Genomic DNA, 19,591 nt, shown 5'->3' with positions numbered 1-19,591 from the left:
ACCCCGCCCCTTCGTCTTCGTCCGTATGTCAGTGGCCCTGTTCGTCGCGGCGCCGCTGCCAGCGCTCTTCGATGCGGTCCATCATCTTGCGCCGCGGCTGGTTGCGCCGGCCGCGTCCGACGGCCCCCTGCTGGGGCTGCCCCGCGGGAGCGGCGGCCGCACCCGGTTTGGCGGCACGACGCCAGCCGGTGACGGCGAGAACGGCACAGCCGAGCATCACGAGGAAGCCCACGACGCTGATCCAGGGCTGCTGGGCGATCATGCCGCCCATCAGCAGCCCGATGCCCACCAGGAAGCCCGCCACAGCCAGGTAGACGCGCCGCCTGGTGTAGGTGCGCAGCCCGCTTCCCTCAAGCGCCGACGCGAACTTGGGATCTTCGGCGTACAGCGCTCGCTCCATCTGCTCGAGCATGCGCTGCTCGTGCTCCGAGAGCGGCACGGAGTCCTCCTCCTCGTCGGTCGCGGGGGAGCGACCGGTACGACCCTTCCAGGATAGGCAGGGAATCGCCCCCGTGAAACCCGCCCCACTACGCCAATCCGACGGGGGGTGTTTTCCCCGTCGAACGCCACGTCATGCCAGCATACGGCCCTTGACCGGGAATCGGGGGGCGTGTGACGGACTCCTCCCGCTGGGTGACCGGAAGAGGCGACGCCGACCGCCCCCGGTTCCGGCTCAGCCGCGCTCGGCCAGCACGTGCAGCTGGGTCGCCACGGCGTGGAAGGCGGGCTGCTCGGCGGCGGCCAGTTCCAGCCTCAGCAGGGCGTCCATCGCGCCCGGTTCGGTGTCCACCAGGACGCCCGGCACCAGGTCGGCGAAGACACGGACGCCGTGCACCGAGCCGACCCGCAGCCCGGCGTCGGCGACCAGGGCGGTGAGCTCCTCGGCGGTGAAGCGGCGGGGCATCGGATCACCCTCGCCCCAGCGGCCGTCGGGGTCGTCCAGGGTGTGCCGGGCCTCGCCGAAGTGACCGGCGAGGGCCCGGGCGAGGACGGCGCCGTGGCGGCCGGCGGCGAGCAGGCTGAGGGCGCCAGAGGCGCGCAGGGTGCCGGCGGCGTTCCGCACGCCCTCGGCGGGGTCGTCCACGTACTCCAGGACGCCGTGGCAGAGCACGACGTCGTGACTGCCGGCCGGCACGACGTCGAGCAGCCCGTGGGCGTCGCCCTGGACCCCGCGGACACGTTCGGTGACGCCCGCCTCCGCCGCACGGCGTTCGAGGGCGAAGAGGGCGTCGGGGCTCGGGTCGACCACGGTGACCCGGTGGCCCAGACTGGCCACCGGCACCGCGAAGTTGCCGGTGCCGCCACCGGTGTCGAGCACGTCGAGGACGTCCCGTCCGGCGGCCTTGGCCTGCCGGTCCAGCGCATCGCGCAGGACCTCCCAGACCACGGCGGTACGCAGGGCTGCGCGGGGCCGCAGCGGTTCGGCCCCTCCTGGACGGGACATGCGGACGGCTCCTCGCGGACGGACGGGGCTGGGACCGGTCGGCCCGGCCTGGGACCCACTCTAGTGGGACGCCGCCCGGCGGCCGATCAAGCGGGACGGCCGGTCTGCGGCCGTTCCAGCACGGGTTGCAGCGCCAGCGTGCGCTCCACGAGGCGCAGGAACATCTCCGTCGCGCGGACGAGGTCGTCGGCCTCGCGGGCGCTGGCCGCGCCCTGGATGCCGGCCTCAGCGCGGGCCCGCTGCCGGGCGCCCGCCTCGAACAGGGCACTCCATTCGGCCAGTTCGGGGGCGACCTCGGGCAGCACCTCCCAGGCACTGCGTATCCGCTGCCGGCGTCGCCTGGTGGGTTCGGGGCGGCCGCGCACGGCGAGGACGGCGGCCGCGGTACGCAGGGCGGCCAAGTGTGCTGTGGCGAAGCGGTCGTTGGGGACCTCCAGGACGGCGGCCTCGTCGAGCCCCCGCCGGGCCTGGACGAGCAGGTCGAGGGCGGCCGCGGGGGCGTTGGCCCTGCGCAGCACGGGGTGGACGTCGGCGGCACTGCCGCCTGCGACGGCGCCGCTGCGGACTGACGCGGTCATCACATACCTCCTGTCTTCGCAGGACGTGTCCGACACTTCCCTGTCTTCACCACTCATCGTGAAGCACACCTCTGACAATCGCGCTGACCTGGGAAAACGGCGGCCATGGCCGGACAGCGCCCCGAACGTCCCCGAAGGTTCCCGAACATCCCCGGATTCGCGGTCCGATGACCCCGTGGGCTAGAGTTTTTGCACTGACCAGTCAGTGCAATTGAGAGGGGTGGCCACGTGATCGCCGCCGAGGGGTTCGGGCTCGAGGGGCCCCGGGGCCGGGTGTTCGGGGACGTCACCTTCACCGCGCCGGCGGGCAGCGTGATCGCCGTCGAGGGGCCTTCCGGCTCGGGCCGGACCTGCCTGCTGCTGTCGCTGACCGGGCGCATGCGCTCCACCGAAGGCCGGGCCGAGGTGGCCGGGTTCCGGCTGCCCGGGCAACTCGCCGCGGTCCGCCGCGTCACCGCGCTCGGCCCCGTCACCGGGGTCTCGGAACTCGACCCCGCCCTCACGGTCGGCGAGCACCTGCGGGAACGCGTGCTCCTGCAGCGGCGGTTCGGCGGCTCGCTGCGCGAACTGCTGCGGCCCGGCGGAACCCGCGGGGCGCGCGTCGACGACGCGCTCTCGGCGGCCGGGCTGGACCTGTCGGCACTGCCCAAGGCCGAACGCACCGCCGCCCGGGACCTGGAGCGGCTGGAGGCCCTGCGCCTGGGCACCGCCCTCGCACTGCTGGCCCGTCCCGAGGTGCTGGCGGTGGACGACACCGACCACAAGCTGGCCCCGGCCGAACGCGAGCAGGCCTGGGCGATGCTGCGCGGCATCGCCGCGAACGGCACGACGGTCCTGGCGGTCTGCACGCAGGCACCGGAGGACGCCGTGGTGGTACGCACCCGGGCGCCCGCCGCACACGGCCGCGCGACCGAGGACTCCACCGGCGAGCCCGGTGGCGGGCACGCCGACGAACACGACGACGAGCACCACCCCGAGCACGAGGACGACACCGACGAGGAAGGGGCGGCCGATGCGCACGCCGAGGCTGGCAGCGCTTGAGCTGAGGAAGTTCGGCAGAGGGCGGCTGCCACGCGCCGCCATGGTGTCGGTGCTGCTCCTGCCGCTGCTCTACGGCGCCCTGTACCTGTGGTCGTTCTGGGACCCCTACGCACGGCTGGACAAGATCCCCGTAGCCCTGGTGAACGCCGACGATGGCACCACCGTGGACGGGCGACGGCTCGCCGCGGGCGACTCCGTCGTGGACGGCCTGCGGGAGAGCGACACCTTCGACTGGCACGAGACCGACGCCGCCGAGGCCGCCAAGGGCGTCCGGGACGGCCGCTACTACCTGTCGCTCACCATCCCGCGGGACTTCAGCGCGCGCGTCGCGTCGAGCTCCGGCGACCACCCGCGCACCGGCGCGCTCCAGGTGCGCACCAACGACGCCAACAACTACATCGTGGGGCAGATCTCCCGGACGGTCTTCTCCGAAGTACGGTCCGCCGCCTCCACCAAGGCGTCGAGGAATTACTACGACCGGATCTTCGTGGCCTTCTCCGACCTCCACGACGAGACGGTCGAGGCCGCCGACGGCGCCGACGACGTCACCAAGGGCGCGGGCACGGCCCGTACGGGCTCCGAGGAACTGGGCGACGGCATCGCCGGCGCCGAGGACGGCGCGCGGCGGCTGGCCGGCGGCCTGCGCACGGCGAAGCAGGGCAGCGGTTCCCTCGCCGGCGGGCTGGGAGCGCTCGACACCGGAGCGGGACAGGTCGCCGCGGGGACCCAGTCACTGGCGGACAAGGTCAACGGCGCCTCGGACGAACTGACCTTCGTCAAGCAGCACGTCAAGGAGATCAACGCGGTGGCGCGGGTCGTCGCCCGGGGCTCGCAGGCCGCGCGCGCCGGCATCGACGACCTGCCGGGGCAGGCGGCGCGGGCGGCCGAGGACGCCGAGGACGCCGCCGCGGGGATCCACGACGCCTATGACGAGCAGTGCCCCCTGGGCGCGGTCACCCCGCAGTGCCGGACCCTGAGGGATGCCGTGGACGCCGCCGACGAGGTGGCGGACGTCGCGCGCCGCCTCGACACCTATGTGCACGGGCACTCCGCGGCCCTGGACGGGCTCCGCGACGACCTGGGCGCACTGCACTCGGCGGCCGTGGAGCTGTCCGACCCGGCGCTCGCCGCCAAGCTCCAGAACGCCGTCGACGGCGTCAACCGGCTCAACGACGGCGCCCACAAGGTGGCGAAGGGCCTGCGGACCGCCTCCGCCGGCGCGGGCGCCCTGGACGCCGGGCTACGGGACCTGGCGTCGGGTGCCGACACCCTGGCGGGCGGGATGTACCGGCTCTCGGACGGCAGCAACCGGCTGACGACCGGCCTGACCCGGCTCACCGACGGCAGCGGGCAGCTCGCCGACGGCCTGCACGACGGCGCGTCCCGGATCCCCGACTACGACGACCGGGAGCGCGCCGGCCGCACCGAGGTGATGGCGGACCCCGTCCGGCTCGCCGCACGGTCGCTGCACAAGGCGCCCAACTACGGGACGGGCTTCGCCCCCTACTTCATACCGCTGTCGCTGTGGGTCGGCGCGATGGTCGCCTACATGCTGCTGCCGCCGCTCAGCAGGCGCGCAATGTCCGCGGGCGCCCCCGCCGGGCGGATCGCGGTGGCCGGGTGGCTGCCGGTGCTGGCCACAGGGGTGCTGCAGACGCTGGCGCTGATGGCGGTGCTGCACTGGGCGATCGGCCTGCAGATGGTGCGGGCGGCCGGGACGATCGGCTTCCTCGTGCTGGTGACCGCCTGCTTCGCCGCCGTCGTGCAGTGGCTCAACGCCCGTTTCGGGCCCGCCGGCCGCGTGCTGGTGCTGGCGCTGCTCATGCTGCAGCTCACGTCGGCGGGCGGCACCTACCCGGTGCAGACCAGTCCGGGCTTCTTCAACGCGATCCACCCCTTCCTGCCGATGACCTACGTCGTCGAGGGGCTGCGCCACCTCATCACGGGCGGTGGGCTCTGGCCGGTGTGGCGGGCGGTCCTGGTGCTGCTCGCCTTCACCGCGGGAGCGCTGGCGCTCACCGCGGTGTCGGCCCGACGCAAGCAGGTATGGACGGTCGACCGGCTGCATCCGGAGCTGTCCCTGTGAGGCCGCGCCGAGACGACCGCCCGGAGCGTAGACAATCGTCGTCATGAACAGTGCACGACGGCAGGCCACCCGGCAGCGGCTCTTCCAGGCCGCGGTCACGCTCATCGCCGAGCAGGGTTTCTCCGCGACGACCGTCGACGAGATCGCCGAGCGCGCCGGGGTGGCCAAGGGCACCGTCTACTACAACTTCGCCAGCAAGAACGAGCTCTTCGAGGAGCTTCTGCGGCACGGCGTGGGCCTGCTGACGGCCTCCCTGCGGGATGCGGGCGCCGACGTCACCGCGCGCGGCGGCAGCCACGTGGACGCCATCGACGCGATGATCAGGGCCGGGCTCGCCTTCATCGCGGAGTACCCGTCGTTCACGCAGCTGTACGTGGCCGAGCTGTGGCGGACCAACCGTGCCTGGCAGGACACGCTCATGGTGCTGCGCAAGGAGGCGGTCGCGGTCGTGGAGCAGACGCTGCGCGACGCGGTGGAGGCGGGCGAGCTCTCCGAGGAGATCGACGTGCCGCTCACGGCGGCCGCGCTCTTCGGGATGGTGCTCGTCGCGGCGCTGGACTGGCTGTCCTTCCAGCCCGAGCGGTCGGTCGACGACGTGCACGCGGCTCTGTCGCGGCTCCTGCAGGGACGGGTCGCGGGGCACGCCCGCGCCTGAACGCCGCACGGTGGCGCGCCGCCCCGGCGCGAGCCCGATCCCCCGTCGGGCCGTTCCGGGACGGCGCTCCCCCGTGCACCCCCGCTCCGGCCGGGCGTCGCAGCCGTTCCGCCGCCCCGTGTCGGCGGTGCCGGTGCCGTGCCCTTCCGTTGCCTCCACCTTGGCGTCCGGGCCGGTCCGCGCTCATCCGCGCAGCTACTCAAGTGGGGGTCTGAGTACGGATACTCATCACCGCGTCGTATCGCTCAAAGGCGGCGGCGCCTTTCCGGGGGTTCGGTAGCATCACGGCCCATGTCGGTACTTCCGCTCGTGTTCACCAGCGGCTGGGCGAGCGGGATCAACGCCTATGCCGTGGTCTTCCTGCTGGGCCTGATGGGCGTCACGGGGGTCAGCGACGAGGTGCCGCCGGCGCTGGAGCGCACCGATGTGCTGGTCGTCGCGGGGATCCTGTTCCTCTGCGAGGCGGTCGCGGACAAGATCCCCTACGTGGACACCACGTGGGACGCCGTGCACACGGCGATCCGGCCGGTCGCCGGAGGCGTGGTGGCGGCCCTGCTGGCCGGACAGGACGGCTCGCTCCCGCAACTGGCGGCAGGCGCGGTCGGCGGGACGACGGCGCTGGTGAGCCATCTGGTGAAGGCCGGGCTCCGGCTGGGCGTCAACACCTCGCCGGAACCCGCGAGCAACATCGTGATCAGCCTGGCGGAGGACGCCGGCGTCGCCACGATCATCGTCTTCGCGCTCTTCCACCCGGTGGCCGCGGCCTGCGTCGCGGCCGTGCTGCTGGTGCTGGGCATCATCCTGGTGATCTTCATACTGTCGCGGATCCGCCGTGCCTGGCAGCGCTGGAGGGCCCGAAGGGAACGCCGCAAGGCCGGTCGCGGCGTTGTCGGTGGCTGGGGCTAGAGTCCCCTTCATGGCACGGATTGCGGTGATCGGCGCGGGGATGGGCGCCATGGCTGCCGCCGCCCGGCTCGCGATCGGCGGGCACCGGGTGGCGGTGTACGAGCGCGCCGCCACCCACGGGGGTGCGGTGCGGCGGCTGGAGCGTGCCGGCTTCGGGTTCGACACGGGCCCCGGTCTGCTGCACCTGCCGGCGGTCTACCGCGATTTGTTCGTCAAGACCGGCCGGGAGAGCCTGGAGGACAGCGTCACCCTCACCCAGGTCGACCCGGCGAGCCGCCATGTCTTCTCCGACGGCACGTCCGTGTCGCTGCCCAACGCGTCGCGCGGCGGGGTCGTCGCCGCCCTGGACGCGGCGCTCGGCACCGGCGCGGGCGAGCGCTGGAGCGAGCTGCTGGTGCGGGCCCGGGAGGTCTGGGACGCCACACGCCGCCCCCTGCTGGAGGACGCGCTCGCGGGCGACCCGTCTCCGCTCGGCCGCGACCCGTATCCGGCGCCCGCCGTACGCCGAGGGCTGTTCCGGCGCGGCGCACCCGCCCTGGCCGACGTCGCCCGGCGTGAACTGGACGATCCGCGGCTCGCCGCGCTGCTCGGCTCATATGCCCTGGCGTACGGCTTCGACCCGCGTACCGCGCCCGCGAGCGCCGCCGTGCTGCCGTACATGGAGCAGACCTTCGGCAGTTGGTACGTGCGCGGCGGCATGCGGGCACTGGCCGACGCCGTGCACGCGCGGTGCGTGGCACGGAGAGTGGAGTTCCACTTCGGGACCGCGGTCGCGGGGATCGTGGAGAAGGACGGCCGCGCGGCGGGCCTCGAACTCGCCGACGGCACAAGGGTGGAGGCCGACACCGTGGTCGCCGGTGTCGCGCCGTGGCTGCTGCCTCCGCTGCTCTCGCACGGCGCCGAAGGCGCCCGGCCCGCCGACCGGGTGTGGGACGGAGTCGGCCCCGGCCGCCGCCGCGAGGGCCCCGGGCGCCTCACGGTCTGCCTGGCACTGCGCGGGGCCCGGCCCTCGGACACCGCGCACCGTACGGTCGTGCACACCGCGGACCCGCGGGCCGAGGCGGCCGCCGTGGCAAGCGGCGAGCTGTACGACAGCCCGACGGTCACGGTGCTGCGCCCCGACGACGACACCCTGCGGCCCGACGGCGCCTCGGAGTCGGTCACGCTCGGCGTGACGGTCCCGCCCCACGGCCCCTCGGGGGTGGACTGGCGTGCGCCGGGCCTGGCCGAGCGCGCCGCGGACGCGGTGCAGGCGGTCGCGGCCGCGGTGCTGCCCGATCTGACGGACCGCCTGCTGTGGCGTGCCGTGCACACCCCCGCCGACACGGAAGAGGAGACCGGCACCCCGGGCGGCCGGCTCCCCCGCCCCGCCCTGGCCGGCGCGGACGGGGCACACCTGCACCCCGGCAACCGGCTGCTCGTCCCGGGTCTGTACCTGGTGGGCGGCTGGTCCCACCCCGGCGGCGGCCTCGCCCACACCGGCATGTCCGGTGCCATCGCCGCCGACCTCGTCATGGGCGGTCCGGGCGGCAGCCGCTGAGCCGCGCGCCGGTCTCACGGCCCGCGGCCCGTCGCCGCGGGCTGCCGGTCTCCCGGCCGGAGCGGACCGGCTCCGGCTGAAGGGCCCGCCGTCGGGCGCTAGTTGTAGCGGTAGGGGTCGTACTGGTCGTACTGCCCCTGGCCCTGCTGCTGCGCCTGCTGCTGGCCCTGCTGGTCGTAGGAGTTCTGCTGCTGCGGGGCGTAGGGCTGCTGCTCCCCGCCCTGCTGCGGCACCCACACACCGCCCGCCGGGGTGTCGTAGCCGTACTGCTGCTGAGGGGCGCCCTGCCCCTGGTACGGATCCTGGTAGCCGCCCGCGTAGTTGCCGTACGCCGTCTGCTGCTGCTCCCAGCTGCCGGTCTGCTGCTGCTGGCCGTAGGCGTCGTACGAGGCGGCGGGCTGCTGTTGCTGCTGGCCGCCGTTCCAGTCCCCGTAGCCGGTCGTGGCGTCGTAGTTCTGGTAGCCGGCGCCGGCACCCGCGTACGGGTCCTGGGCGTAGTTCGGCTGCGGCTGCCCGTCGTACATCGGGTACTCGCCGCTCTCCTCGTGCAGGGGCATGGGCTGGTAGACCTGCGTGGAGTCCGTCCCGGGTGCCGCGGCGGCCTGGCCGGCGGTGGCGTAGCTGTCGTAGGACTGCCCGACGCCCGCACCGGCCGGGGCCTCGTTCCCGGGCTCCTCGTACGGCGCCGACAGGCCCTCGGCCGACGGCTCTTCGTGCTGCGCGCCCCGGCCGCGGCGGCCGGCGGCACGGCGCGGCAGCGGCGGTGCGTCGTCGTCCTCGTCGTCGTCGGCGCCCTCCTTGGGAGACCGCAGCGCCCAGCCCTCGACGAAGCCGCGGCGGTAGGAGAGCGTGACGAAGGTCTGGCCGGCGCCGAAGGCGAGCGCACCCACCACGATGACGAGGACCGAGGGCAGATAGACGCCCAGGACGACTCCGAGGAATCCCGCGAAGGCCAGCAGGCGCCACCTCAGCCGTGCCTTGTACTGCAGGAGCACTTCGCCGAGCAGCCACAGCGCGACCACCCCGAAGGCGATGTAGAGCACTGTGTAGGCCATGAGCGCACTTCCTCACCGTTCACCGTCGTCGGCCAACAGGGGCGGCTGGTCCGCCCTCACGACCTCTGGTGCAGTCCCAGATTCTCGTAGATTTCCAACGACGCCGTGGAGTGATTGAGGGTAATGAAGTGCAGCCCCGGGATGTCCTCGGCCATCAGCCGCCGGCACATCTCCGTCGCGTACTCGACCCCGATCGCCCGCACCGCGGCCGGATCGTCCTTGACCGCGAGGATACGGTCCGCGAGCTCCTGCGGGAAAGGCGCGTTGCCGAGCTGGGCGAAGCGCTCGATCTGCCGCACGTTCGTGACCGGCATGATCTCGGGGATGATCGGGGTCTCGCAGCCCGCCTTCCCGACCCGGTCACGCAGGCGCAGGTAGTCCTCGGCGTTGAAGAACATCTGGGTGATGGCGTAGTCCGCGCCCGCCCGGCACTTGTCGACGAAGTGACGCGTATCACTTTCCCAGTCGGCCGAGCGGGGGTGCATCTCCGTGAAGGCGGCGACTCCCACGCAGAAGTCGCCCGACTCCTTGATGAGCCGCACCAGTTCGTAGGCGTAGTCGACGCCTTCCGGGTGCCGCTGCCACTCCCCCATGGGGTCGCCGGGCGGGTCCCCGCGCAGTGCGAGCATGTTGCGGATGCCCGCGTCCGCGTACTGGCCGATGATGTTGCGCAGCTCGGCGATGGAGTGGTCGACCGCCGTCAGGTGGGCGACCGGGGTCAGGGTGGTGTCGGAGGCGATCCGCTCGGTCGCCCGGACGGTGCCCTCGCGTGATTTGCCGCCGGCGCCGTAGGTGACGGAGACGAACGTCGGGCCCACCGCCTCGATGCGGCGGATCGCGTTCCACAGGGTCCGCTCGCCCTTCTCGGTCCTCGGCGCCATGAACTCGAAGGAGTACGAGCGCTCACCGGAGGCCAGCAGCTCACGAATGGTGACCGCATGATCGGTCCTGGTGGAGGCGGTTCCGAGGGCCATGCGCCTCAGGCTAGCGGCGAGAGCTGGGCCGTCCCAACAGGCGACGCCCAAATGTCCACCCCTTGGACATTCAGCGCTCGCGGCGCGAGACGGCCCCGCGGGGCGCCGGGCAGCCGTACGCCACCCGGCCGGCGCGGGCACCCGCCAGGGCCTCGCTCACTCGTCGTACGCGCGCACCCGCCTGGCCAGCTCGGCCGCCGCGGCACCCGGGTCCTCCGCCTCCGTCACGGCCCGTACGACCACGATCCGGCGGGCCCCGGCGTCGAGCACCTGCTCCACATTGGCCAGGTCGATCCCGCCGATCGCGAACCACGGCCGGTCCGTGCCCAGCCCCGCGGCGTACCGGACCAGGCCGAGTCCGGGCGCGGGCCGGCCCGGCTTGGTCGGGGTGGGCCAGACCGGCCCGGTGCAGAAGTAGTCCGCACCGGGCTCCGCGGCGGCCGCGGCCGCCTCGTCCTCGGAGTGGCAGGATCGCCCGATGATCACCTCGTCGCCGAGGATCGCGCGGGCGGCCGGCACGGGCAGGTCGCCCTGGCCCAGGTGCAGGACGTCCGCCCCCGCGGCGTGCGCCACGTCGGCGCGGTCGTTCACCGCGAGCAGCCTGCCGTGGCGGCCGCACTCCTCCGCGAGGACCGCGAGGTACTTGAGCTCCTCACGGGCCTCCAGACCCTTGTCGCGCAGCTGGATGACGTCCACCCCGGCGGCCAGCACGGCGTCCGCGAAGGCCGCGAACTCCGCCAGGCCGCCGCGGCTCCGGCGCGCGTCCGTGCACAGGTAGAGCCTGGCATCGGCGAGCTGGGCGCGGGTGGCGCTGCTCGTGCTGGTGCTCGTACTGCCGCTCGTGCTCGTACGCGTGCTCATGCGGGCGGGACCCCCTCGGTTGGCTGCGTCGGTGGCGGGTCGTGCGGTCAGACGGCGAGCGCCTGGGCGCGCCGCTTCACCTCGGTGCCGCGGTTCTCGCGCAGCGCCTGGACGGGGGTGCCGGGCAGGCTCTCGTCCGGGGTGAACAGCCACTCCAGGGCCTCTTCGTCGCTGAACCCGTCGTCCTTGAGGACGGTGAGGGTGCCCACGAGGCCCTTGACGATCTTCTCCTCGCCGATGAAGTCGGCGGGGATCATCAGCGCCCGGTTCTCACCGCGGCGCACGGCGATGAGCTGGCCCTCCTTGATGAACTGGCGGACCCGGGTCACCTCCACGCCCAGGCGTTCGGCGACGTCGGGGACGTACAGCCAGGAGGGGACGAGGGAGTCAATCTTTGCGTCGATCTCGGTCACAGGACAAGCGTGCCATCCCGGACCGACACCATGGAACCGCTCACGCCCCCCGTTGCTCCGTCCTGACGGGTCCGCTACGCCCCGCCGACGCCGCGGCGGCCCGTCCGGCACGGCCCGCGGCTCAGACGACCGCGGCCCGCAACTGGACCGCCGGGTCGGCGGCCAGGGTCTCGTCGAGGCGGGCGCCGCGCGCGATGAGCTTGCGGGCCTGCGCCAGGTCGCGGGGCCGTCCGACGGCGAACAGGGCGACCAGTTGGCCGTCGCGCAGCCACAGCACCGACCAGGCGGTGCCGTCGGGGTCGCCGCGCAGCAGCATGTGGTCGGAGTCGACGTGGTGTCCGGCGTACTGCACGAAACGCCCGAACTGCTCCGACCAGAAGTAGGGGACGGGGTCGTAGGGCTCGTCGCCGCCCAGGATGTTCGCGGCGGCCGTGCGCGGCCCCTGCACCGCGTTGTCCCAGTGGTGGATCAGCAGCCGCTCCCCGTACCGCGCCGACGGGAAGGACGCGCAGTCCCCCACGGCGTACACCTCCGGCACCGAGGTGCGCAGCCGGTCGTCGGCGAGGACCGAGCGGTCCGGCCCCAGCTCGACCCCGGAACCGGCCAGCCATCCGGTGGCCGGCCGGGCGCCGATCCCGATGACGACCGCCTCGGCGGCGAGCACGCTGCCGTCGGCCAGCCGCACCGCGCCCGGCTCGACGGAGGAGACGACCGCGCCGGTGCGCAGCTCGACGCCCTCCTCCGCGTACCAGCCGCGCATCCGCTCGGCGATGTGCGCGGGCAGCACCCCGGCGAGCGGGCGGTCGGCCGCCTCGACGACGGTCACCTCGCACCCGGCATGACGTGCCGCGGTGGCGAACTCGGCGCCGATCCAGCCCGCGCCGACCACCACGACCCGGTTCCGGCCCTCCAGCACCGGGCGCAGCGCGGTGGCGTCGTCCAACGTGCGCAGCACGTGCACGCCCGGCGTGCCCTCGCTGCCGGGGAGCATGACGGGCTCGGCGCCGCTGGCCAGCACGAGCTTGTCGTACGCGACCGGGCCGCCGTCGGTGAGGACCTCCCGTTCGCCGACGCTCAGGGCGGTCGCGTGCCGCCCGAGCAGCAGCTCGACGCCGATGCCGGCGAAGTCGACGTCCAGCGCCGGGCCCTCCTCGGCGCCGAAGAGCACGCCCTTGGACAGTGGCGGCCGGTCGTAGGGGGCGTGCCGCTCCGCGCCGATCAGCGTGATCGTCCCGCCCCACCCCTGCTCGCGCAGGGACACGGCGGTCTGCACCCCGGCCATCCCGGCCCCTACGACGACGACGCGCTGCTCGCTGCTGGTGGTCACGCGATCACCGTAACGCCGCGGGGGCGCCGCCCGCCGGTACCGGTGCCCTACTCGCCGCGGATGGTGCGTACTAAGGTGGGTCGGGAGCACTCGCGGGAGCCCGGCGCACCGGGCTGAGAGGGCGGCTGAAGCGGCCGCCGACCGTACGAACCTGATCCGGGTCATGCCGGCGAAGGGAGGAGCGGGACATCATGCACCGTCATGACGTCGTCGTGATCGGCGGCGGGATCATCGGACTGGTCACCGCGTGGCGGGCCCGCCGGCGCGGCCTGCGCACGGCGGTCGCGGACCCCGAACCGGGCGGCGGGGCCGCCCAGGTGGCCGCGGGGATGCTGGCCCCCGTGACGGAGGTGCAGTACGGCGAGCAGGCGCTGCTGGAGCTCAACCTCGCGGCGGCGCGGCGCTATCCGTCCTTCGTGGCCGAGCTGGAGGAGACCACGGGGCTCGACGTCGGGTACCGCACCTGCGGCACCCTCGCCGTCGCCCTCGACGCCGACGACCGCGCGCAGCTGCGCGAACTCCACGCCTTCCAGCAGTCCTTGGGTCTGGCCTCGGAGTGGCTCGGCGGCCGCGAGTGCCGCCGGCTGGAGCCCATGCTCGCCCCCGGCGTGCATGGCGGGCTGCGGGTCGACGGCGACCACCAGGTCGACCCGCGGCGGCTGGCGGCGGCGCTGGTGCGCGCCTGCGAGCTGTCCGGGGTGGAGTTCCACCGGTCGCGGGTGGCGCGGGTGGAGGTCGCGGGCGACCGCGCGCACGGGGTCGTCCTGGAGGACGGCACCCGGATCGCCGCCGGGCAGGTGGTGCTGGCGGCCGGCAGCCTCAGCGGCCGGATCGAGGGGCTGCCCGCACGGGTGCTGCCGCCCGTACGGCCGGTGAAGGGGCAGGTGCTGCGGCTGCGGGTGCCGCCGGCGTACGCGCCGTTCCTGTCGCGGACGGTACGGGCCGTGGTGCGCGGCGGCCACGTCTACCTGGTGCCGCGCGAGAACGGCGAACTGGTCGTCGGCGCCACCAGTGAGGAGATGGGCTGGGACACCACCGTCACCGCCGGCGGGGTGTACGAACTGCTGCGCGACGCCCACGAGTTGCTCCCCGGCATCACCGAACTCCCGCTGACCGGGACGCAGGCGGGGCTGCGCCCCGGCACCCCCGACAACGCCCCGCTGCTCGGCCGCGGCGCGCTGGACGGACTGGTGCTCGCCACCGGCCACCACCGCAACGGCGTGCTGCTGACCCCGCTGACCGGCGACGTGATGGCCGAGGTCCTCACCGGCTCGGAGGTCCCCGCGCAGGCCCGGCCCTTCTCCCCCGACCGTTTCGCCCTCCAGGAGCAGCACGCATGACCGCGCCCGTCCTTCTCTCCGTCTCCGTCAACGGCGAGGCGCGCGAGGTCGCCGAGGGCGTCACCCTCGGCGGCCTCGTCGCGACCCTGACCGCCGCCCCGTCCGGGGTGGCGGCCGCGCTCAACGAGACCGTCGTCCCCCGCGCGCAGTGGCCGGCGACACCGCTGCGCGACGGTGACCGCGTCGAGGTCCTCACTGCAGTCCAGGGAGGCTGAACCCATGGCCGACGACCCGCTGACCATCGGCGGCACCACCTTCGACTCCCGGCTGATCATGGGCACGGGCGGTGCGCCCAGCCTGGAGGTCATGGAGCAGGCGCTGCTCGCCTCCGGCACCGAGCTGACCACGGTCGCCATGCGGCGGCTGGACCCGACGGTCAAGGGCTCCGTGCTGACCGTGCTCGCCCGGCACGGCATCCGCGTGCTGCCGAACACCGCCGGCTGCTACACCGCCGGCGAGGCCGTGCTCACCGCCCGCCTGGCGCGGGAGGCGCTGGGCACGGACTGGGTGAAGCTGGAGGTGATCGCCGACGAGCGCACCCTGCTGCCCGACCCGGTGGAGCTGCTGGACGCGGCCGAGACCCTCGTGGACGACGGCTTCACGGTGCTGCCGTACACGAACGACGACCCGGTGCTCGCCCGGAAGCTGGAGGACGTGGGCTGCGCGGCGATCATGCCGCTGGGCTCGCCCATCGGATCGGGGCTCGGCATCCGCAACCCGCACAACTTCGAGCTGATCGTCGAACGGGCGACGGTGCCGGTGGTCCTGGACGCGGGGGCGGGCACGGCCTCGGACGCCGCTCTGGCGATGGAGCTGGGGTGCGCGGCCGTCATGCTGGCCTCCGCCGTCACCCGAGCGAGGGAACCGGTGCTCATGGCGGAGGCGATGCGGCACGCCGTCGAGGCCGGGCGCCTGGCGTACCGGGCGGGACGCATCCCCCGCCGCCACCACGCGACCGCGTCCTCTCCCGCTGCGGGCCTCGCCACGTTCGACCCGGAGCGGCCCGCCTTCGGCGCCCCCTGACCGGCGGCCCGGCGCGCGGCCGCGACCTGCGTGGAACCCCCGGGCCGGGGCCGCGCCCGAACGGGAGACCCCCGCCGCGGGGTCACGGGGCGGTTGCGGTACCGCACGGGTGGGGTACAACCTGGGCGCGTTAGCCCAGAAGGGTCATGTCGGCACCGTAAACTGCACCTTCGTGGACAGGACGACGCTTCGGGACCCGCTCGTCGGGCAGACGCTCGACGGCCGCTACCGGGTGGAGTCCCGGATCGCGGTCGGCGGCATGGCGACGGTCTACCGGGCGCTGGACACCCGCCTGGACCGGCTGCTCGCCCTGAAGGTCATGCACCCCGCCCTCTCCGCCGAGCCCGGCTTCGTGGAGCGCTTCATCCGCGAGGCGAAGACCGTCGCCCGCCTCGACCATCCCAATGTGGTGCAGGTCTACGACCAGGGCACCGACGGGACCTACGTCTACCTGGCCATGGAGTACATCGCCGGGTGCACCCTCCGCGACGTGCTGCGCGACCGCGGCGCGCTGCCGGCCCGCGCCGCGCTGGACATCCTGGAACCCGTGCTGGCCGCGCTCGGCGCGGCGCACCGGGCGGGGCTGGTGCACCGCGACATGAAGCCGGAGAACGTCCTCATAGGGGACGACGGCCGCGTCAAGGTGGCGGACTTCGGCCTGGTCAGGATCGCGGGCACGCACACGGACACCTCCACCAGCGGGGTGCTGGGCACGGTCTCGTACATGGCGCCGGAGCAGGTCGAGAACCTCACGACCGACGAACGCACCGATGTGTACGCCTGCGGGGTGCTGCTCTACGAGATGCTCACCGGCGCCAAGCCGCACCGCGGCAGAAATCCCGTCCAGGTGATCCGCCAGGTGGTGAACGAGGACGTGCCCGCCCCGTCCGCCGCCTCCCCCGGGCTGCCCCCGCAGCTGGACGCGCTGGTGGCCGAGGCCACGGCGCGCGTCGCCGCGCGGCGTCCGGCCGACGCCGCGGAGCTGCTGAGGCGGCTGCACGCGGTACGCCAGGGCATGACGCCCGAGCAGCTGGACCTGATGCCGCCGGCCGCACGCACCCCCGCTCCGGCGCAGGCCGCATCTGCCGGTTCCGAGGAACCGACGACGGTGGTGCACCGCACCGCGCGCCTGGAGCTGTCGCCCGAGCCGACCCGGCAGCAGCCCCGGGTGGGCTCCCGGCCGGCGTCGCGGTCCCGGCGGCGTCCCGGGGTGATCGCGGTCGTGACGACCCTGCTGTTGATCCTCGGGGTCGGCGCGGGCATCTGGTACATCAACGACGGGCAGTTCACCAGGACCCCCGCCGTCGTCGGGCTGCCGCAGGCGCAGGCTGAGCGCCAGCTGCGCGACGCCGGGCTGCGGGTCGAGGTCGTCGAGGCCTTCGACCCGACCATGACCAGGGGAAAGGTGGCCTCCACCGACCCGGGTACCGGCGAGCGCATCCGGGACAACGGCACGGTGACGATCACCGTGTCCAAGGGCCCGGAGCGGGTGACGGTCCCCGGCGTCGTGGGCGAGGAGCTGGCCGAGGCCAGGCGTCGGCTGAAGGCCGCGGGCCTGAGCCCGGGAACCGTGTCCCGGGAGTTCAGCGACGAGGTGCCGCAGGGCCGGGTCATCTCCACCGACCCCGGCTCGGGCGCCGGCCGGCGGCCGGACTCGGCCGTGTCGCTGGTGGTGAGCAAGGGCGTGCCGGTCGACGCCCCCGACCTGCTCGGGCAGCCGCTGGCGGACGCCCGAGCGCAGCTGGAGGAGGCCGGCCTTCGGGTGAAGGTGGACCCACGGCGGGTCTTCTCCGACCAGGCGGACGAGGGCGCGGTCGCCCGGCAGACACCCGGCGCGAACACGCGGCTGGCGGCCGGGGACACGGTCACGCTGACGGTCTCCAAGGGCCAGGAGATGATCGGGGTGCCGGACGTGGAAGGCTTGGACGTCGACGAGGCGAAAGCGAGACTGGAGGCCGCGGGCTTCGACGTCCGCGTCATCCAGTTCTTCTTCACCGGCCAGGTCAACAACCAGTCGCCCGCCGGCGGCACCGAGGCACCGAAGGGCAGCACGATCACACTGTGGGTGCGATAGCCACATCAGGGAGCGGCGCCGCCGCGCTCCGCAACCCCGTCGGCGGCCATGTCGCGGTGGCCGGCGGTCTGGCCGCCACCGGGCTGGCGGAGGCCGCGCGGATGGGTGCCGAGACCGTGCAGGTCTTCGTCGCCAACCCCCGCGGGTGGGCTACCCCGCCCGGCAGTGCGCGGCAGGACGAGGAGTTCCGCGAGCACTGCGCCACGCGGGGCGTCCCCGCGTACGTCCACGCGCCGTACCTGATCAACTTCGGCTCGCACACCGCGGCGACCGTCGACCACTCGGCCGACTCGCTGCGCCACTCGCTGCGCCGGGGGCGGGCGATCGGAGCGCTGGGCACGGTCGTGCACACCGGGTCGGCGACCGGCGGCCGTTCCAGGGCCACGGCGCTGGCGCAGGTGCGGGAGCGGATGCTGCCGCTGCTGGAGGAGCTGACGCACGACGACGACCCGTGGCTGCTGCTGGAGCCGACCGCGGGCCAGGGGTTCTCGCTCTGCTCGCTCGTGGAGGACCTGGGCCCGTACTTCGACGCGCTGGACCACCACCCGCGGCTGGGCGTCTGCCTGGACACCTGCCATGTGTTCGCGGCCGGGCACGACCTCGCGGCGCCCGGCGGGGTCAAGGCGACGCTGGACGAGCTGGTGGCGACGGTCGGCGAGGGGCGGCTGAAGCTGATCCACGCCAACGACTCCAAGGACGTCGCCGGCGCCCACAAGGACCGCCACGAGAACATCGGCGCCGGTCACATCGGCGCCGCAGCCTTCGGGGAGCTGTTCCGGCACCCCGCGACGGAGGGCGTGCCATTGATCGTGGAGACGCCGAACGGCGGCCCCAAGGGCACCGGGATGGCCACCGACTTGGCCGTGCTGAAGTCGCTGCGCCCGGCCTGACCCGTACGCGCGGGAATACCCCGGGGGGGTATACCGTTGAGGAGGGCGACAGGGCACGGCGACACCCGCACTCATCCCTGGGGGACACAGGATGCAGCACGTCGAGCACTCCCACCACGACCACCACGGCACCGCGCACCCCGGCACCGCGCACCACGGCGGCGGACAGGCCGGCGGCCCGGCCTCCTGGGGCACCGCCGTCCAGGCCACGCTGCACTGCCTCACCGGCTGTGCGATCGGTGAGGTCCTCGGCATGCTGATCGGCACGGCCCTCGGCTGGCACAACGTCCCGACGATGGCCCTGGCGATCGTGCTGGCCTTCGTCTTCGGCTACTCGCTCACCATGCGCGGCGTGCTGCGCGCCGGTCTCGACCTGCGCAGCGCCGTGCGGGTGGCGCTCGCCGCCGACACCGTCTCGATCGTCTTCATGGAGATCGCGGACAACGGGACGATCCTGCTGTTCCCGGGCGCGATGGACGCGACGCTGTCGGACGCGCTGTTCTGGCTCAGCCTTGCGCTGGCCTTCGTGGTCGCCTTCCTGGTGACCACACCCGTCAACAAGTGGATGATCGGCCGCGGCAAGGGCCACGCGGTCGTGCACGGATACCACTGACCTCGCGGCAGGGCCCGGCGGCTACAACTCCGGCCCGTCGCCGGGCTCCTCCTGGTACGAGTAGCGCTGCTCGCTCCAGGGGTCGCCGATGTTGTGGTAGCCGCGCTCCTCCCAGAAGCCGCGGCGGTCGGAGGTCATGTACTCCACGCCCCGGACCCACTTGGGACCCTTCCAGGCGTAGAGGCGGGGCACGATCAGCCGGACCGGGAAGCCGTGCTCCGCGGTCAGCGGCTCTCCGCCGCGGTGGGTCGCGAATATCGACTGAGGGTCCGCGAAGTCCGCCAGCCGCAGGTTGGAACTGAAGCCGTACTCGGCCCACACCATGACGTGCGTGACGTCGGGCGCGGGCGGCGCCAGCCGCAGGATCTCGGCAGCGGAGACGCCGCCCCACTCGACCCCGAGCATGCTGAACCTGGTCACGCAGTGGAAGTCGCCCATGACCGTGGTGTACGGCAGCGCGGCGAACTCCTCATGACCCCAGGCGCGCTTGCCGCCGTCCGCCGTGGCGCCGAAGACCTGGAACTCCCACCGCTCGGGCTTGAACCTGGGCACCGGACCGTAGTGGGTGACCGGCCAGCCCCGCTGGAGCCGCTGCCCGGGAGGAAGCTCCCCTTCGCGGCGTTCGGACTGACCCATGCGTCCATGGTGACAGACCTGATGCAGTGCTACCGACCAGCACCTGGGCAAAGTACGACAACCCGGGTCAGCGGAGTAAGTGTGAACTTACTGGATCGCTTCCACCGGCGGTGCGAAGATGCGCCCATCGTGTGG

Annotated in this window: 20 protein-coding genes and 1 riboswitch; of the genes, 11 read left to right on the top strand and 9 right to left on the bottom strand. The window is 73.7% G+C overall.

Translation table 11 applies throughout. The features are described from left to right. Window positions 1-28 precede the first annotated feature (28 nt). The 3 genes from PV342_RS31240 to PV342_RS31230 all read right to left on the bottom strand — a co-directional run bounded on the left by PV342_RS31240 (window position 29) and on the right by PV342_RS31230 (window position 2,022). Window positions 29-439: an SCO2097 family morphological protein gene (locus PV342_RS31240; RefSeq protein WP_386989259.1), complete on the bottom strand. Its 411-nt coding sequence runs from the start codon at window positions 437-439 to the stop codon at window positions 29-31. A gap of 234 nt (window positions 440-673) precedes the next feature. After that, window positions 674-1,444, bottom strand: coding sequence for a methyltransferase (locus tag PV342_RS31235; RefSeq protein ID WP_018557098.1), 771 nt, complete (start codon window positions 1,442-1,444; stop codon window positions 674-676). Between the two features lie 86 nt (window positions 1,445-1,530). Next, the gene (locus tag PV342_RS31230) at window positions 1,531-2,022 is read right to left on the bottom strand and encodes an SAV_6107 family HEPN domain-containing protein (protein ID WP_386989255.1); all 492 of its coding nucleotides are present in this window, start codon (window positions 2,020-2,022) and stop codon (window positions 1,531-1,533) included. A 228-nt stretch (window positions 2,023-2,250) separates the two neighbouring features. On the opposite strand from PV342_RS31230, the gene PV342_RS31225 reads away from it, so the two are divergent. From PV342_RS31225 to PV342_RS31205, 5 genes are all read left to right on the top strand, one after another. After that, complete coding sequence (locus tag PV342_RS31225) at window positions 2,251-3,063, top strand: ATP-binding cassette domain-containing protein (RefSeq protein ID WP_400803036.1); 813 nt, start codon at window positions 2,251-2,253, stop codon at window positions 3,061-3,063. Beyond that, complete coding sequence (locus PV342_RS31220) at window positions 3,035-5,149, top strand: YhgE/Pip family protein (protein ID WP_500319578.1); 2,115 nt, start codon at window positions 3,035-3,037, stop codon at window positions 5,147-5,149. Before PV342_RS31225 ends, PV342_RS31220 begins: the two co-directional genes overlap by 29 nt. A 43-nt stretch (window positions 5,150-5,192) precedes the next feature. Next, entirely contained in the window at window positions 5,193-5,804 is a 612-nt protein-coding gene (locus PV342_RS31215) for a TetR/AcrR family transcriptional regulator (RefSeq protein WP_018557094.1), read from the top strand. Window positions 5,805-6,095: 291 nt separating this feature from the next. Next, on the top strand, window positions 6,096-6,710 hold the full coding sequence (locus PV342_RS31210) for a DUF4126 domain-containing protein (RefSeq protein ID WP_018557093.1): 615 nt from the start codon (window positions 6,096-6,098) through the stop codon (window positions 6,708-6,710). A gap of 10 nt (window positions 6,711-6,720) precedes the next feature. Continuing rightward, window positions 6,721-8,250 carry a phytoene desaturase family protein gene (locus PV342_RS31205; protein WP_500319576.1) on the top strand — a complete coding sequence of 510 codons (1,530 nt, stop codon included), beginning with the start codon at window positions 6,721-6,723 and terminating at the stop codon, window positions 8,248-8,250. Window positions 8,251-8,348: 98 nt separating this feature from the next. Here the strand turns inward: PV342_RS31205 and PV342_RS31200 are convergent, their stop codons facing one another. From PV342_RS31200 to PV342_RS31180, 5 genes are all read right to left on the bottom strand, one after another. After that, window positions 8,349-9,305 carry a hypothetical protein gene (locus tag PV342_RS31200; protein ID WP_500319575.1) on the bottom strand — a complete coding sequence of 319 codons (957 nt, stop codon included), beginning with the start codon at window positions 9,303-9,305 and terminating at the stop codon, window positions 8,349-8,351. A 56-nt stretch (window positions 9,306-9,361) separates the two neighbouring features. Further along, complete coding sequence (metF, locus tag PV342_RS31195) at window positions 9,362-10,279, bottom strand: methylenetetrahydrofolate reductase [NAD(P)H] (protein ID WP_018557090.1); 918 nt, start codon at window positions 10,277-10,279, stop codon at window positions 9,362-9,364. Between the two features lie 156 nt (window positions 10,280-10,435). Continuing rightward, complete coding sequence (gene thiE / locus PV342_RS31190) at window positions 10,436-11,140, bottom strand: thiamine phosphate synthase (RefSeq protein WP_500319573.1); 705 nt, start codon at window positions 11,138-11,140, stop codon at window positions 10,436-10,438. Window positions 11,141-11,187: 47 nt separating this feature from the next. Next, window positions 11,188-11,553: an Rv2175c family DNA-binding protein gene (locus tag PV342_RS31185; protein WP_018557088.1), complete on the bottom strand. Its 366-nt coding sequence runs from the start codon at window positions 11,551-11,553 to the stop codon at window positions 11,188-11,190. 121 nt (window positions 11,554-11,674) lie between these two features. Next, window positions 11,675-12,880, bottom strand: coding sequence for an NAD(P)/FAD-dependent oxidoreductase (locus PV342_RS31180; RefSeq protein WP_018557087.1), 1,206 nt, complete (start codon window positions 12,878-12,880; stop codon window positions 11,675-11,677). 82 nt (window positions 12,881-12,962) lie between these two features. Beyond that, a riboswitch (TPP riboswitch) is annotated at window positions 12,963-13,076 on the top strand. On the opposite strand from PV342_RS31180, the gene thiO reads away from it, so the two are divergent. The 6 genes from thiO to PV342_RS31150 all read left to right on the top strand — a co-directional run bounded on the left by thiO (window position 13,072) and on the right by PV342_RS31150 (window position 18,820). After that, window positions 13,072-14,220, top strand: a complete 1,149-nt coding sequence (thiO, locus tag PV342_RS31175) for a glycine oxidase ThiO (protein WP_018557086.1) — start codon at window positions 13,072-13,074, stop codon at window positions 14,218-14,220. It overlaps the preceding riboswitch by 5 nt. Then, window positions 14,217-14,435: a sulfur carrier protein ThiS gene (thiS, locus tag PV342_RS31170; RefSeq protein WP_018557085.1), complete on the top strand. Its 219-nt coding sequence runs from the start codon at window positions 14,217-14,219 to the stop codon at window positions 14,433-14,435. The genes thiO and thiS overlap by 4 nt, the downstream gene beginning before the upstream one ends. A 4-nt stretch (window positions 14,436-14,439) precedes the next feature. Next, a complete protein-coding gene (locus tag PV342_RS31165) occupies window positions 14,440-15,243 on the top strand; it encodes a thiazole synthase (protein WP_386989229.1) in 804 nt (267 codons plus the stop codon). Between the two features lie 172 nt (window positions 15,244-15,415). Beyond that, the gene (gene pknB / locus PV342_RS31160) at window positions 15,416-17,317 is read left to right on the top strand and encodes a Stk1 family PASTA domain-containing Ser/Thr kinase (RefSeq protein WP_500319569.1); all 1,902 of its coding nucleotides are present in this window, start codon (window positions 15,416-15,418) and stop codon (window positions 17,315-17,317) included. After that, window positions 17,305-18,207: a deoxyribonuclease IV gene (locus PV342_RS31155; RefSeq protein WP_400803013.1), complete on the top strand. Its 903-nt coding sequence runs from the start codon at window positions 17,305-17,307 to the stop codon at window positions 18,205-18,207. The genes pknB and PV342_RS31155 overlap by 13 nt, the downstream gene beginning before the upstream one ends. A gap of 91 nt (window positions 18,208-18,298) precedes the next feature. Continuing rightward, the gene (locus tag PV342_RS31150) at window positions 18,299-18,820 is read left to right on the top strand and encodes a DUF4396 domain-containing protein (protein WP_500319567.1); all 522 of its coding nucleotides are present in this window, start codon (window positions 18,299-18,301) and stop codon (window positions 18,818-18,820) included. A gap of 21 nt (window positions 18,821-18,841) precedes the next feature. On the opposite strand, the gene PV342_RS31145 is transcribed toward PV342_RS31150, so the two are convergent. After that, complete coding sequence (locus PV342_RS31145; protein ID WP_018557080.1) at window positions 18,842-19,456, bottom strand: sulfite oxidase-like oxidoreductase; 615 nt, start codon at window positions 19,454-19,456, stop codon at window positions 18,842-18,844. Between the last annotated feature and the right edge of the window lie 135 nt (window positions 19,457-19,591).

Origin of the sequence: Streptomyces sp. PA03-3a (assembly GCF_033792735.1) — a bacterium.
Classification (GTDB): Bacteria; Actinomycetota; Actinomycetes; order Streptomycetales; family Streptomycetaceae; genus Actinacidiphila.
This window is presented reverse-complemented; position numbering and strand designations above follow the sequence as displayed.